Origin of the sequence: Ideonella azotifigens (assembly GCF_021043325.1) — a bacterium.
Taxonomy (GTDB): Bacteria; Pseudomonadota; Gammaproteobacteria; order Burkholderiales; family Burkholderiaceae_C; genus Ideonella; species Ideonella azotifigens.
In genome coordinates this window covers 69023-83020 of sequence record NZ_JAJNKD010000006.1, presented here as the reverse complement: position 1 = coordinate 83020, position 13998 = coordinate 69023, and the positions used below count along the sequence as shown (strand labels likewise).

General features: G+C 63.3%; 12 protein-coding genes. 8 read left to right on the top strand and 4 right to left on the bottom strand.

Going from position 1 to position 13998, the window contains the following annotated elements; genetic code table 11:
* Positions 1-2: 2 nt before the first annotated feature.
* Together LRH25_RS14730 and LRH25_RS14725 are read left to right on the top strand one after the other, a co-directional pair.
* Positions 3-632, top strand: coding sequence for a Maf family nucleotide pyrophosphatase (locus LRH25_RS14730; RefSeq protein ID WP_141284182.1), 630 nt, complete (start codon positions 3-5; stop codon positions 630-632).
* Positions 629-1399: an SAM-dependent methyltransferase gene (locus tag LRH25_RS14725; protein ID WP_141284181.1), complete on the top strand. Its 771-nt coding sequence runs from the start codon at positions 629-631 to the stop codon at positions 1397-1399. Before LRH25_RS14730 ends, LRH25_RS14725 begins: the two co-directional genes overlap by 4 nt.
* Before the next feature lie 73 nt (positions 1400-1472).
* On the opposite strand, the gene LRH25_RS14720 is transcribed toward LRH25_RS14725, so the two are convergent.
* Entirely contained in the window at positions 1473-3002 is a 1530-nt protein-coding gene (locus LRH25_RS14720) for a DEAD/DEAH box helicase (protein WP_141284179.1), read from the bottom strand.
* Positions 3003-3350: 348 nt separating this feature from the next.
* Here LRH25_RS14720 and LRH25_RS14715 point away from each other — a divergent pair, with 348 nt between their 5' ends.
* The 6 genes from LRH25_RS14715 to LRH25_RS14690 all read left to right on the top strand — a co-directional run bounded on the left by LRH25_RS14715 (position 3351) and on the right by LRH25_RS14690 (position 11088).
* On the top strand, positions 3351-3608 hold the full coding sequence (locus LRH25_RS14715) for a hypothetical protein (protein WP_141284177.1): 258 nt from the start codon (positions 3351-3353) through the stop codon (positions 3606-3608).
* Positions 3605-5032, top strand: coding sequence for an SAM-dependent methyltransferase (locus LRH25_RS14710; protein WP_141284175.1), 1428 nt, complete (start codon positions 3605-3607; stop codon positions 5030-5032). The genes LRH25_RS14715 and LRH25_RS14710 overlap by 4 nt, the downstream gene beginning before the upstream one ends.
* A gap of 44 nt (positions 5033-5076) precedes the next feature.
* Complete coding sequence (locus LRH25_RS14705; protein ID WP_170200679.1) at positions 5077-6441, top strand: hypothetical protein; 1365 nt, start codon at positions 5077-5079, stop codon at positions 6439-6441.
* Positions 6442-6594: 153 nt separating this feature from the next.
* Entirely contained in the window at positions 6595-8553 is a 1959-nt protein-coding gene (locus LRH25_RS14700; RefSeq protein ID WP_141284171.1) for an SLBB domain-containing protein, read from the top strand.
* A 1-nt stretch (position 8554) separates the two neighbouring features.
* On the top strand, positions 8555-9682 hold the full coding sequence (locus LRH25_RS14695; RefSeq protein ID WP_141284169.1) for a Wzz/FepE/Etk N-terminal domain-containing protein: 1128 nt from the start codon (positions 8555-8557) through the stop codon (positions 9680-9682).
* A 107-nt stretch (positions 9683-9789) separates the two neighbouring features.
* A complete protein-coding gene (locus LRH25_RS14690; RefSeq protein ID WP_141284167.1) occupies positions 9790-11088 on the top strand; it encodes a hypothetical protein in 1299 nt (432 codons plus the stop codon).
* A 21-nt stretch (positions 11089-11109) separates the two neighbouring features.
* Here the strand turns inward: LRH25_RS14690 and LRH25_RS14685 are convergent, their stop codons facing one another.
* From LRH25_RS14685 to LRH25_RS14675, 3 genes are all read right to left on the bottom strand, one after another.
* Positions 11110-11922, bottom strand: a complete 813-nt coding sequence (locus tag LRH25_RS14685; RefSeq protein WP_141284165.1) for a 2OG-Fe(II) oxygenase — start codon at positions 11920-11922, stop codon at positions 11110-11112.
* Positions 11923-12006: 84 nt separating this feature from the next.
* Positions 12007-12933, bottom strand: coding sequence for a glycosyltransferase (locus LRH25_RS14680; RefSeq protein ID WP_231011591.1), 927 nt, complete (start codon positions 12931-12933; stop codon positions 12007-12009).
* A complete protein-coding gene (locus LRH25_RS14675) occupies positions 12920-13990 on the bottom strand; it encodes a glycosyltransferase family 9 protein (RefSeq protein ID WP_141284160.1) in 1071 nt (356 codons plus the stop codon). Before LRH25_RS14675 ends, LRH25_RS14680 begins: the two co-directional genes overlap by 14 nt.
* Between the last annotated feature and the right edge of the window lie 8 nt (positions 13991-13998).

Genomic DNA, 13998 nt, shown 5'->3' with positions numbered 1-13998 from the left:
CGATGACCGAGTTGCCCGCCACCCCGCCCCCTTCACACACAGCGCCTCGCCTGATCCTGGCGTCCACTTCGCGCTATCGGCGCGAGCTGCTGGAACGCCTGCGCCTGCCGTTCGACACGGTTTCGCCAGAGGTCGACGAAACGCCACAACCCGGCGAAGCGCCGGCCGTGCTGGCCCGGCGCCTGGCGCTGGCCAAGGCGCAGGCGGTGACCACCCGGCACCCGGACGCGATCGTCATCGGCTCGGACCAGGTGGCGGACGTAGACGGTCAGCCAATCGGCAAACCCGGCACGCACGAGCGCGCGGTGCAGCAGTTGCGCCAGATGAGCGGGCGCCGCATCGTGTTCCAGACCGCACTTGCCGTGGTGCGCGCCAGCACTGGTTTCGCAGAGGTCCGGCTGGCACCGGTGCACGTGCAGTTCCGCACCTTGAGCGAGGCCGAGATCGAGTTCTACCTCCGGCTCGAACAACCCTATGACTGCGCCGGCAGCGCCAAGTGCGAAACGCTTGGCATTGCGCTGCTGTCAGCCATCGAGTCCGACGATCCGACCGCGCTGATCGGCCTGCCGCTGATGCGCACCTGCGAGCTGCTGCGCAGCGCCGGGCTGGACCCGCTGAAGGCAAACCCATGAGCATTACCCACACCACCGGCCGCCTGCTGCTGGTCCCGAACACGCTGGATTTGGGCACCGAGCCGGAGGCCATCGAGACCGTGCTCAGCCCGGCCATCCTGGCCATCGCCGCCCGGCTGGACCACTGGGTGGTGGAAAACGCCAAGAGCGCACGCGCATTCCTCAAGCGCGTCGATGTTTGCGTACCATTGCACGCGCCACTGCAAAGCCTGCACATCGTCGAGCTGCCGCGGCCGCGCAAGGGCGACCCGAATGCACAGATCGACGCACAAACCTGGCGCACACTGCTCGGGCCCGCGCTGGCGGGCCATGACCTGGGCCTGCTGTCAGAAGCGGGCCTGCCTGCAGTGGCCGACCCCGGCGCAGCGCTGGTGCAAGCGGCGCACGCCGCAGGCGTGACCGTGCAACCCCTGCCCGGCGCCAGTTCGCTGACGCTGGCCCTGGCCGCCAGCGGACTCAACGGCCAGCGCTTTGCATTTGAAGGATATTTGCCGCAGGAAGCCAGCAGCCGCGCGCAGCGGGTGCGTGAGCTGGAACAGCGCTCACGCCGCGAAGGCCAGACCCAGCTGGTCATTGAAACGCCTTACCGCAACCAGGCCTTGATGACGGCGCTGCTGCAACTGCTGCAAGCCGAAACCATGCTCAGCGTGGCGTGTGGCCTGACGTCACCCGCGGGCTGGTGCAAGACCCAGTCGGTGGCGAATTGGCGTGCAGCCAAACCGGAACTGCCAGACAAGCTGCCCGCCGTCTTCATGTGGCAGGGCTGAAGGCCTCAAACCAAGTTGCGACCCACCAGCAAAACGGCGCCCCGCAGGGCGCCGTTCACGGTGGCAGCAAGCGTCAGCTCTTTGCGCCACCCAGCAAGGCTGCAAGCTTGCGCTTGGGTCGAATGTTGGGCGAGAGGCGTGCCGCCGAAGGCACGGCCGGTGCCGACTTCTCCCAGGCCGCCGGACCATCCAGGCTGGCCGTCGGCTCGTAGGGACGATCGAAGAACGGATCACGGGGCGCGGAGCGCGACTCGCTGCGGCGCGGCGGGAAAGGCCGACGGGACTCGGCACCCTCGCCAACCGAAGCACCAGTGCGTGATTCAGTCCGTGACTCCCCGCGGTACTCAGCGCGCGGCTCGGCTGCACGACCCTCGTCGCGCTGCCAACTGCTGCGGCGCGGGCGCTCCTCGTCCAGCTCCACCGCGTCCAGCTCGATCTTCTTCTTGATCAACTTTTCGATGTCACCGATCAAGCGCGTGTCATCACGCGTCACCAGCGTGATCGCCACGCCCGAAGCGCCCGCGCGACCCGTGCGGCCGATGCGGTGCACATAGTCTTCCGCATTGAACGGCACGTCGAAATTGAAGACCGCCGGCAGGTCGGCAATGTCCAGCCCGCGCGCCGCGACGTCAGTCGCGACCAGGATGTCCACCTCACCTGCCTTGAACGCAGCAAGGGACTTCAGTCGCTCATCCTGCGACTTGTCCCCGTGCAAGGCCGCCGTGCGCAGGCCATCCCGCTCAAACGAGCGCGCCAGCCGAGCTGCGCCGAGCTTGGAATTCACGAAGATGATGGCTTGCTTGATGCCGCGCTCGCGCAGCACCTTCAGCACCGTGGCACGCTTGTCGTCATCGGTCACGCTGATGAAGCGCTGCTCCACATTGGTCGCCGTGGCATTGGCGCGCGCCACTTCCACCAGGATGGGATCCTGCAGGTAGCTGTTGGCCAGGCGCTTGATCTCGGGCGAGAAAGTCGCCGAGAACAGCAGTGTCTGGCGCTGCTTGGGCAGGTAGCTCAGGATGCGCTGCAGGTCCGGCAGGAAGCCGATGTCCAGCATGCGGTCGGCCTCGTCCAGCACCACGTACTCAACCTGGTTCAGCACGCAGTTCTTGGCCTCGATGTGATCCAGCAAGCGGCCCGGCGTGGCGATCAACACCTCGACGCCGCCCTTGAGCTCAAGCGTCTGCGGCTTCATGTCCACACCGCCAAACACCACCGCTGCACGCAGGTTGCTGTGCTTGGCGTATGCCTTCACATTGTTCGCGACCTGGTCGGCCAGTTCCCTCGTCGGTGCCAGCACCAGCGCCCGCACCGGATGCCGGGCCGGCGACACACTGCTGGTCTCGTGCCGCATCATCTTCTGCAGCAGCGGAATCGAGAAGGCGGCCGTCTTGCCGGTCCCGGTCTGCGCCGCTCCCATCACATCCTTGCCTTCCAGCACGATGGGAATGGCCTTCGCCTGGATGGGCGTCATGAACGCATAGCCTTGATCCGCCACGGCCCGCAGCAGCTTGGGGTCCAGCGGCAGGGTGTCAAAACGAGCGGGAGGGGTCGGCGCCTCGATGGCGTCCGGCGGCACGAGGGCGGCGGTTTCGTTGGTCATTGCCTTCCATTATCGCTTGTAATGCTTGACACGCCCGAAAGAAGGCGGCATATAGCACCGCGGCGCAGGGACATCAAGAGAATCAGCGTCCCTGGCCCCTCGAATTTCACAGGGGCGATGCCCGCTAGAATCCAACGGCCATGTGGCATCTCCCGGCGTGCTGCAAAACCAAAACGACACCACTGTTGTTATCAATGCATTCCTCGTGCACCTCCGGCACCTCGTCGGTGAAGCATCTGGCCGGTTGCGGATTGATGCCGTTGCCATGATGCATGACTAACCTGACGGCGCCTAATGCATCGCTCTGGCGCACAAACAGAGAGCCTCCATCCTTACTGGATCTGTACGATGCCCGACCAATCCACGCCCCCCCTCACTAAGGCGACCGACCCGCTGCGCATCATTTTTTGTGGGGGTGCATTGATTGCAGCGCCGGTCGCTGCCCACGCCTACCTGGATCCGGGCTCCGGCAGTCTGATCTTTCAGTCTCTGCTGGCCGTGGTGTTCGGCATTGGTGTCGGTCTGCGTTCCGTGAGGGCTTGGTTGCGCAGCAGATGGACCTGGCTGAGACAACGCGTTGGCACCGATAAAAATTCCGCCGAATGACGGACGCCCAGGCAACCACACGACGCCACCCCGCCTCGTTTCGTGACCCAGCAGGTTTTGTACTGGAAAGCGACGGCAGGCTTCTACGCGCCGTACATCCCGACGCCATTGGCGACATGCGGATGCTGTTCGATTCGGGCCTCTACGATGAACTCGTGGCCGCCGGCCTGCTGGTTGCACATTGCGGTGTAGCTGAACTCCCGCCGAGCCTGCCAAAGGATTGGGCGGCCTGGGAAGCCGAGCGACTGCCAATCATCAGCTATCCATCGGAGTGGATCGACGCACAACTCCACGCCGCTTCCCTGTTGACACTAGAAGTGTTACGCCGAGCGCTACGCCACGGCATGACGCTGAAAGACGCCAGCGCGTTCAACGTCCAGTTCAGAGGATCCCAGCCCGTCTTCATCGACTTGCTGTCATTCACACGCCTGCCGAACGACGGGCGATGGCTGGGATACCGTCAGTTCTGCGAACACTTCTTGGGACCACTCGCCGTATATTTTCATTTGCCCTCGTTGCGAATGCTGCAGGGCACAAACCTGGAGGGCATGCCGCTGGCTGTGTGCTCCGCCATGCTGCCTGCCCGCACCTGGATGAAGCCAGGGCTGGCCCTGCATTTGCATCTGCATGCGCGCGCAGCGAGACGGGCGAGCCGTGCCGCAACGGAGACATTGGACCGCAGTGCACATGCGATGCCACCCGAACAAGCGCCCCAGTTCGGTCTCCGTCTCGTAGACTCACTTGAAGCCGCGATACGCGGGCTGGTTCCGCGCACCAAAGCAGCCTCCGAATGGTCGGATTACCGGAATCACAACACTTACACAGAAAGTGAGGCGCGGAGCAAGCTCGCGTTCGTGCTTGAGGCAGTGGACCGTGCTCGGCCAACCCGGGCCATCGACCTCGGCGCCAACGACGGCCACTATGCGCATGAACTCGCGTCGCGCAACGTCGCCTGCACGGCCGTCGAACTCGACGCGGCCTGCGCCGAAGGGATCTACGAACGCAGCCTCGCTGCGCCTCACGCAGCATTGCTCAACACGGTGCGGGTCGACCTCACCAACCCGACACCTAGCCATGGCTGGGCAGGCCAAGAACGCGCCTCGTTCTCGCAGCGTATGCAATGCGACCTTAGTCTGTCCCTTGCACTGATCCATCACTTGTCAATCTCGCGCCAGGTGCCGTTCGACGCGATCGCGGCCTACCTCGCAGAATTGTCGCCACATGCGGTCGTCGAGTACATCCCACCGGACGATCCCATGGCTCGGCAACTTCTCGCCGCCCGCAGTGGCATCACCGCCAGCTACCTGCGGACGCTATCTGAAGACGCGTTCCGGGCAGCGTTCGATCCGCATTTTGAGTGCCTGGCCTTCAGCGATCCGCTGGCCGGCGGACGTAGGCTGCACCACTTTATGCGCAGGACGTGAGTGGATCAATGCGGCACTGGCGGCAGCCACTCCTCAGCGGTACCGTGTTGGCGACGCTGGGCTTCTTTCCGCTGTTAGACGCGCTCGCGACCACGCCTGCCTGGCTGCACTGGACCGCCTTCGATAGCATCGAGACCGCCGCAGCGTGGACGGTGACTGCCATGGTGGTGGGGTTGACGATGATGCTGGCCGGCCACATCGGAGGCAGGCGTGGCGGTGACGCAGTCACCATCCTGTGGTTGCTGGTGGGCATCTGGTTCGCCATGGCCGCGCTCACCAGGTTGCAATTGCTCGACCCGATCCTGCGTGCGCACCGCGCCAACGCGGTCTGGGTTGTTGGCGCTTTGGCCATCATGCTCACAACGGTCGGCGCATGGGCCGTGTTGCGACCGGGCCAATATCCGACATCGAGAGTCCAGCGCACTTTGGCGGTCCTTTGGCCCCTGTCGTTTCTTTTCGCATTCCATCTGCTGCGTGCGCCATCCCTCGCGGAACGTCAGCTGGCCGACCTGTCACCAACTGCCCACGCCGTTGCGGGGCTGGTGCGTACGCAAGTCGCACACCGCGAACCACGAACAGTCGTCCTGCTATTTGACGAGCTGTCGGTCGACTACCTTTACGGTCAGCGTGCAACTGACCTCTCGGCGTGGCCTTCGCTTGCTCTCCTGCGGGCGGAGGCCACGCTGCATCACGACGCCCACCTGCCAGGCGGCGGCACCCTATCCGCCATCCCCGCACTTTTCGGAGCAACCACGGCCGCCCCCGATGGCCTTGTCAATGCACTCAACCGACAGGGGCAATCCTTGAGGATCTGGGGCTGGTATCACGATTACTGCCGAGCGTTTGCACGGGAGGCCGACGAATGCCATGCAACCAGCATCTACAATCCTCGAACGCTGCACAGCGATTTCTCGATCATCGACCCATGGTGGACGAACATCGTTTTGCTGCCGGCGGAGTTTCCATTCAAGTACCTCAAGTCTCCCGCCGCCGTAGCCCTCCATCGCGACACGCTGGCCGGCGCGCAGGCTTGGCTGGCAACGCAATTGGCAGATCCGAGTGCGGATTTCATCTACGCCCATGTCAACGTTCCGCATTTGCCGTTGATCGGCGAACAGTCTGGCGGACTCATGTTCTCTCGGGCCTTCGAGATGACCGAACAGAGCTACCTCACGCAGTTCGGCGCGGTCGACGATGTCGTGGCCCAAGCTCTGATCAGCACCACTCGGCCGACCCGCCTCATCGTGATGTCCGATCACAATGCGCGAGCGCTGCTCCCCAAGGAGCGACACGATCAGGTCGTGCTAGTCGTCCTCGAACCTGGACTGCACAACTCAGGGGTTGTGAAACGCGAGAATGCGGCGGAAACGCTGGCGCACATCAGCCTCGGTTTGGACGAGACGCCTTGAGGTAAACCAACCCCAGTCCTCCAGGGAGAAGCTCTCGGCGCCTTAAACACCATATCGCTCAGCCAAAAGCGATCAGGCTGGCTAGCTAGAATCTGCCGATCACGCGAAGGGTCCAAGCCCGTCGCGACACCAACACGACCCACGCTGTCATCCATGTATTCTTTGCAAAAGCCCGGCCGCAGGCCGATGAAGCACCTCGCCCTTTGCGGCTTGATGCTGATGGCCGTTCATGGCCTGCTGCCCTCGGCGTTTGCCCAACAGAACATTGACCGGGAACAGTCGTCGGGCAACGCAGGCACATCAGCCGAACAGGACACAAGCTCGGCGCAGTTGAGGCCCACCGCAGCGGACCAGACTGCGAACACGCTGAACGCCGTCCGCAATCGGCGGGACAGTCAAATCGTCATTCAACGCACGCCGTACGTGCCCAACGAGTTCGAGCGCTACGTACAGACACAGGCGAGCCGGCTGAACCAACTGTCTCCCAACAACGGCTCTGCCAACAACGGGCCGGGCAACACCAATGGCGAACAGATTCGCCGACTGGGCGCAGACCTGCTAACGGACCTGCCTGACGGCCTGGGCAATCAGGATCCCCTACCCCAGGTGCCAGACGACTACATCGTCAAGCCCGGCGACGAAATTGCCCTGACGATGTGGGGCTCGGCAGATGCCAACCTGCGGCTGACGGTCGACCGTTCGGGGCAAATCGCCGTGCCGCGCGTGGGCACGGTGACGGTGGCTGGAACACGACAAGCCGAGCTAGGGAATGTGATCAGCCGCCGCGTAGCACAGGTGTTCCGCAATTTCCAGCTCTCAGCCAGTGTGAGCCAACTGCGGTCGGTGCGAGTTTTTGTCACCGGCTTCGCACAGCGGCCCGGCAGTGTCAACGTTAGCGCGCTGTCGTCCATCCTGCATGCGGTGATGCGCGCTGGCGGGCCGGGTGCTGCCGGAAGCTTCCGCGACATCACGTTGCGGCGAGGCGGCAAGGTCGTTGCAAAGCTGGATCTTTATGACCTGATCGTCAGGGGCGACCGTGGCGGCGATCAATGGGTCCAGCCAGATGACGTCGTCCACATCGGTCCGGTGGGACCTCAGGTGGGCGTGATCGGCAGCGTGAACCTGCCTGCGGTTGTCGAGCTCAAGTCGGGCGAAACCTTGGTAGACGCGATCGCGATGGTTGGCGGATTCAATGCCGTGGCTGATCGGTCCCGCGTGGCCGTCGAACGCCTTTCGGATCGCTCAACAGGTCGGGTCGCACAAGTTTCCATGCTGGCATCGGAAGGCGCCCACAGCCCCCTGGGTGCAGGCGACCTCGTTCGGGTCTTCAGTGCAATCAGCGCCGCGTTGCCGCAAGACAAGCAAAACAAGCGTGTACGCGTCGAGGGCGAAGTCGTACGCCCGGGCGACTATGTGCTACCGCCGAACAGCAGCCTTGCGGATGCAGTGCAGGCAGCTGGTGGCTTCACACCGGATGCCTACCTGTACGGCACCGAATTCACCCGGGAAAGCGTTCGGCAAGCCCAGCAGCAGAACTTCGACCGGGCCCTTCGCGACCTGGAAACCGATCTCGCGAAGGGCGCATCGAGCAGACGCGTCGCGACCACCGAAGAGGTCGCAACGCTTGCGACTGCTGACGCAGCGAATGCTCGCTTGGTGGACCGTCTTCGCCAGGTCCGTCCCACAGGTCGGGTCGTCCTCCAACTGCCACCTGACGCAACAGCGCTGCCGGCAATGGCGCTCGAAGACGGGGATCGCCTTAGCATTCCTGCGAAGGGCACTTCTGTAGGCGTGTTCGGCAGCGTGTTCAACTCGGGTAGCTTCATCTACGCAAGTGACAAACCCATTTCACACTATGTGGACCAGGCTGGGGGGCCCACCCGCGGTGCCGATCCTGCAAGCATGTTCCTGATCCGCGCCAACGGCACCGTGGTCAGCGCGCGTCAGAACGGCGAGCGAACGTTTGAAGCGCAAATTGTGCTTCCAGGCGACACGGTGTTTGTGCCCGAGGAGACGAACAAGACCACGTTCGTGCAGGACGCCAAGGATTGGACGCAGATCTTGTATCAATTCGGTTTGGGCGTTGCCGGTATCAAGTCGCTGGGGTTGTGAGATGACGCAAACTGAACGCGCAAGGACCCAATTCCCGGTCAGCGACGACGAGCGCATCGACTTGCTGGCCCTGTATGCCCCTGCACTGGAACGCTGGCGTTCAACCCTGCTGGCAGCCGTGGTCGCCGGTGCACTGGGGGCGGGGGCCAGTTTCCTGGTCAAACCGACGTTTACCGCAAGCAATTTGTTCCTTCCTCCTCAGCAGCAGCAAAGTTCGGCCGCCAGCGCATTGGCCTCGCTAGGGGCGCTGTCTGGGCTCGCGGGCCTAGGCAGCGGCAAAAGCCAGCCTGAACAGTACATCGCGCTGATGCAGAGTGTTACCGTGCAGGACAGGCTGATCAAGAAGTTCGATCTTCTGAAATTGTGGGACGTTCGCCTCATGGTTGACGCTCGCAAGCGCCTCGGCAAAGCGACTTCCATCCTGCTTGGCAAGCGTGATGGGTTGATTCGTGTGGAAGTGACCGACACCAGTCCTGAGCGTGCGGCAGCGATTGCCAATCAGTATGTCGAGGAATTGCGTGCACTAACCGATACGCTCGCAGTCACCTCAGCCCAACAGCGCCGGGTTTTCTTCGAGCAGTTGCTTCGGCAGACCCGAGACAAGCTTACTGCGGCACAACTTGCACTGGAGTCCAGTGGCTACACTGCCGGCGCACTGAAGACGGAACCGCGTTCCGCAGCCGAAGGCTACTCGCGACTGCAGGCAGCACTCACCGCGGGCCAGGTCCGCCTCCAGGTACTCCGCCGAACATTGGCGGACGGCACACCGGAAGTTCAAGCAGCTCAGGAATCGGTGAATGCGCTGACAGACCAACTTGCCAAACTTGAGTCTCAGGCCGACAAGCAAACGAGTTCGGGGGATTACATCGGCAAGTATCGCGAGTTCAAATATCAAGAAACGCTGTTCGAACTTTTTGCTCGCGACTATGAGTCGGCACGCATTGATGAGAGCCGTGAGGGCGCGCTGATCCAGGTTGTGGACATCGCAACACCTCCTGAGCGCAAGATTGGACCCACACGGTCGAGGTTTGTGCTGATTGGGGCATTGCTCGGCGCACTGGTCAGTGCCACATGGTTCGCCTTCGCGGCGCGGCGGCAGTCAAGTCGCTCAAATCTGATGGCCCCCTGAGTGACAACAGCCGCGAGTCGTAGCAAAGGGCCATCTGAAACGCCGCCCTCACTGCGGCAAGAAGCGCCCACCCCTCTAACGTGGGGCCGGGCGGCGAAGGTATTTGCATGAGCGACGATCCCGCAACGATCTCTATCCTGATCGCGCTGGGCGCCTTTGTTCTGCTGAGCTGGCAGACAGTGCGCTATCTGCAGATGCGCAACTACGTCATTTTGCTGATCTGGCCCGCGTTCATATACATGATCGGCCCGGCCGCCACCCTGATGTTCGTCGACGCGCCGGTCTTGAGCCGTTACGTGGATGAGCGCCGTATCGACGCGCAGACGCTCTTGATGCTCTGGTACTTGGTTGTGCTGGTGCTGGTCGACCGTGCGTTGAATCTTTCAGCAGAACTGCGCCGCGCGATCAACGGGGAACAAGTAGCGAGCCTGTCCAGCAGCGTGATTTTCCCCGGCCTGTTCGTCACCAGCGTGGTGCTGGCGTCAATATTCCAGATCCACCTGCTCAACTCATTTGGCACCGTCCTGTCCGGCGCATACATCCTTAACAGCTACGAGGACATTCCCTACTGGGGTTTCGTCGCAGGCCTCTATGAGATCATTTTCCTCTGCTTCATTCTCGTGCTCCTGGGCAAGCACCCTTCGCGCCCCATGTGGACGCTGTACGTGGGCATGTATGCATTCACCACCCTGCTGCGCGTCATGGGAGGCACGCGTCTGGTACTAATCAAGGAACTCGCGATCATGATCATCCTGCTGTACTTACGCGGATCGATCAGCGGCCGCAAGCTGGTGATCGTGGGAGCAATCGTGGTCTCGATCGGCTCCGGCGTGGGCTTGCTGCGCTCCGGCGGCGGCGGCGAGGAAATGAACGTTCTGGGGCCGGTCTACGGCCTGGTAATGGAATCAGCCCTGAACGCGCTGACGCTAGGCATCGCGGACTCGGTCAACCAATCGGGCGCTGTCGGGCACTCTGGGTCGGCGGCGACGACCGCCAGTTGGCTGACGCTGGCCGTGATTCCGTCTTTCCTGCGCTTGGGCATGTCGGAGGACGACATGACGGCACTTAGTCCATACAACCTGGCTCTGTCTGCGGGCTTCGACTCGTGGGCGCCGGTAGGCGGCATGAGCGGGTTCGCGACAATTGACTACATCACGAGCTACCCGCACGTGTTTCTGTTCGTGATGGTGACTCTGTTCGCGGTCTGGTTCAGATCGCTGCGGGATGGTCCGTTCAAGCAGATTTTCGGCCTGGTCTCAATGACCTGTGCCATCCACTTCTGGCGCGATCCGGCGGACATCTCGTTCAAGCTACTTGTGCAGGGGATGATCATCTGCGGAATTCTGTGGTTACTGCCGCAGCGGCGCCGAGCGCCGCGCCCCACGCTGCCGGCTCCCGTGCAGTGACGCCGGCCCGGCCGCCTCGGTTCACTTCTTGTTGTAGAAGTGTTTGTTCTCGGCTACGCCCTTAGGAAACAGCTTGCGCAGGCCCATGCGCAGCGAGATGTCAGCACGCAGCACCAAGTCGCGTAGCTTCTGCTCAGGACGACCACGGAACGATGTAACGTGGAAGTAGTCCTCTCCCTCGGGTGAGGCCTGCGAGAAATAATAGTTCGAAACGCAACAACGCCGGCTGTCCACCAGGACCTGCGACACGCTATGCCACGAACTCTTGTTGGTGACCATCACGGCGAGGCGGTTGAAACGGCTCTCGACAGTCACCTGCTCCCCGGTCGGTCCATCGGGCCACAGTTCCAGGTTGCCACCGTTCTCCCGCTTCCAGCCGGGCGACACGTAGTAGAGCAGGTTGAGCACCCGATAGCGTTCACGCTGCTTGTCGTGTGAATTGTCAACATGCGGGTTGAGAAAGTGGCCCTTCACCATCATGGAGATGCCGCCCGCATAGAGCTGCTCGTCTGGCTCCAGGCTCTTCAAGCCTGTGATGCGCCCGACGACCTCCACAATGCGCGGGTCCTGGAATGCGTAGATGGCCTCCTCGAGCAGCGGGTCGTACTCGTTCATCTGCGCCGCGATGAACTTCAGCTCCCGCAGGCTGCGCTTGATCTTCATCGACTCGCCAGAAGGGAAGGCAGCTCGAATGCGCTGCGCAATCTCCTCCGGCAACAAATCGTCAACCGTGAAATGGCTCACGCCGCCGCTGGATTGCCAAGCGTTCCGGAGCGCATCCTGTTCTGCTTCTAGGCGCGCAACAATGACGTCTGCGAGCTGAGTTCGATTCATCATCTTTCCTTCAATGGCCCGTCCTTGAGCCGCTAGTTCGAGCACAGCGCTGCTTGCTCTCACGCCGTAATTCTGTCATGCGGGTCAAAGGCGTCCGGCCACCACCGCCAGCGCTTGAATCAACCGGTCCAACGGTCGCCGACGACCGTGGCACAGCACAAAGCCAAGTCGCCGCCAAGCGGCGAACAGCCCGGGCCGGCGCAAGGTGCGCCAGCGCATGGCCTGTACGTCGCCGGGATGGGCACGCAGCACAAAAGCTGTTACCGCGTCGACTTGAGCGCGATACCAACCACTACGGATCTGCGCGATGCGGCGCGAGACACCGCCTAGCGAACTGCGCGCCCCGGTGTCGTTCGCCGAGTGCTGGTGGTAGACCATGGAGAGCCACGGGTCGATGACCCAGCGCAACCCAGCAGAGCGCGCCAGCGCGTACAGCACCCAGTCATGGTAGTGAAGCGTCGGCAACAGGTCGGGAGCCTGCGTGATCGCCGCACGCAAGCGCGCGAAGAGGCTCACGGTGGCAACGAAGGTGCAGCCCTGCCCGGCGCCTTCAAAGAGATAGTCCGCCGCGCGCGCGCGCAGGTTCTGCACGAGGGGGCGCTCACGTCCGTCGGGCCAGCGCGCGAGCGTCGCCGCGGAGTAGCCGTCCGCGCCAGCTCGCGACAGGGCCTGCGCCGCACGCTGCAGCTTGTCGTGGAACCATTCGTCGTCCTGGTCGCAAAAGGCAACCAAGTCGGCCTCGCCGGGATCGGCTGCAGCGACGAGGCGGAAAAAGTTGGCGCCGGCGGAGCCACTCGGAGAGTGCTCGTCGAGCAACGCAACCCGCGGGTCGCGCTCACCGAAAGCGCGCACCCGATCACGCGTGTCGTCACTCGACCCATCGTCACGCACCAGTACGCGCACGGCCACGCCGCTCTGCGCAAGCACGGTGCCAATCTGGCGCTCAATGCTGCTCGCGCCGTTGCGGGCAGCCAGCAGCACGAGCACACGCGGCTGGCTAGCAGGCGACATCACTCACTTGCTCCTCGGCCGCGCGGCTAGCCAACAACCTCTCGGCCACCGCAGCCTGCACCCGCGCCACGGAGATCGAGCGGATGCAGACGTACTCACCTGCCGTCCCGACGCAGCTCGGCCGGTTGTAGCAAGGCCAAGCAGCGCAGCCGCCGCTGTCCGAGAGCACCGCTGCGCGCGGCGGCGCAAACAGCGCGGGGTCGTTTGGACCGACGATCATCACCGAGGGCGTACCCACGTTCTCGGCCATGTGAACGGAGAAGCTGTCCAAGCCAACCAACACGTCGAGTCGAGCGAGCTCGCGCGCGAACTCCGGAATGCTGCCGGTGGAGATGCGCACGCGGTCGCCGAAGGACGCGAACTGTGCCTCAAGCGCGTCGCGCTCGCCCGGCGCCCCAAAGGCGACCACATCCACACCCGCGCCCAGCAGCGCCTGCGTGAGCTGCGTCCAGTGCGACTGCGGCCACAGCTTGCAGGCCTGTGAGGCCGAGGGATGCAGTCCCACCGTAGGTACAGCCTCATGCGTTCGCAGCGGCGGCAGCGGCCCGGGCCGGTCGGCCAGGCCTGCCTCACGAAGCAGGTAGTCGACAAAGCGGGTGTAGGCCGCATAGACGCTCGGCGTCTCCGGCCCGACGAGCACCGCCGGGCGCCCGACACCGAACGGGGTGCGGATGATGCCGCGGTGCGGGTGCTCGCGCGTCCAGCCAATGTGCAAATGGCGATGAGAGCCGATCAGGCGAGCGAAGAAGCGTTCCCGGAAGTCGCCCACCATGTCGAGTGAGACAGTCGGCCTCATGCGACGCACATTCCAGGCGCTTCGCAAAAAGGCGAGGCAGTCGCGCCAGCGGAAGTTGCCGAACGAGCCCACCGGGAACTTCGAGTACAGCACCGTGCAGTTCGGGATGCCGTCGAACAGAAAACCCATGGGCGCGCGCGTCCACACGATGTACTCGTCGGCGTAGCCGCGCGCGGCCAGCTCGCGAAAATACGTGCTCATGAACGTGATGTCACCGAAGTTACGGGCGACGATGAAGCAAAGGACTTTGCGGGAAGCCATCTGAAAAC

Coding starts and splice junctions, on each gene's coding strand:
- LRH25_RS14690 (WP_141284167.1), top strand. CDS start 9,790: ATGAGCGACGATCCCGCAACGATCTCTATCCTGATCGCGCTGGGCGCC.
- LRH25_RS14710 (WP_141284175.1), top strand. CDS start 3,605: ATGACGGACGCCCAGGCAACCACACGACGCCACCCCGCCTCGTTTCGT.
- LRH25_RS14730 (WP_141284182.1), top strand. CDS start 3: ATGACCGAGTTGCCCGCCACCCCGCCCCCTTCACACACAGCGCCTCGC.
- LRH25_RS14675 (WP_141284160.1), bottom strand. CDS start 13,990: ATGGCTTCCCGCAAAGTCCTTTGCTTCATCGTCGCCCGTAACTTCGGT.
- LRH25_RS14685 (WP_141284165.1), bottom strand. CDS start 11,922: ATGAATCGAACTCAGCTCGCAGACGTCATTGTTGCGCGCCTAGAAGCA.
- LRH25_RS14695 (WP_141284169.1), top strand. CDS start 8,555: ATGACGCAAACTGAACGCGCAAGGACCCAATTCCCGGTCAGCGACGAC.
- LRH25_RS14680 (WP_231011591.1), bottom strand. CDS start 12,933: ATGTCGCCTGCTAGCCAGCCGCGTGTGCTCGTGCTGCTGGCTGCCCGC.
- LRH25_RS14720 (WP_141284179.1), bottom strand. CDS start 3,002: ATGACCAACGAAACCGCCGCCCTCGTGCCGCCGGACGCCATCGAGGCG.
- LRH25_RS14715 (WP_141284177.1), top strand. CDS start 3,351: ATGCCCGACCAATCCACGCCCCCCCTCACTAAGGCGACCGACCCGCTG.
- LRH25_RS14700 (WP_141284171.1), top strand. CDS start 6,595: ATGTATTCTTTGCAAAAGCCCGGCCGCAGGCCGATGAAGCACCTCGCC.
- LRH25_RS14725 (WP_141284181.1), top strand. CDS start 629: ATGAGCATTACCCACACCACCGGCCGCCTGCTGCTGGTCCCGAACACG.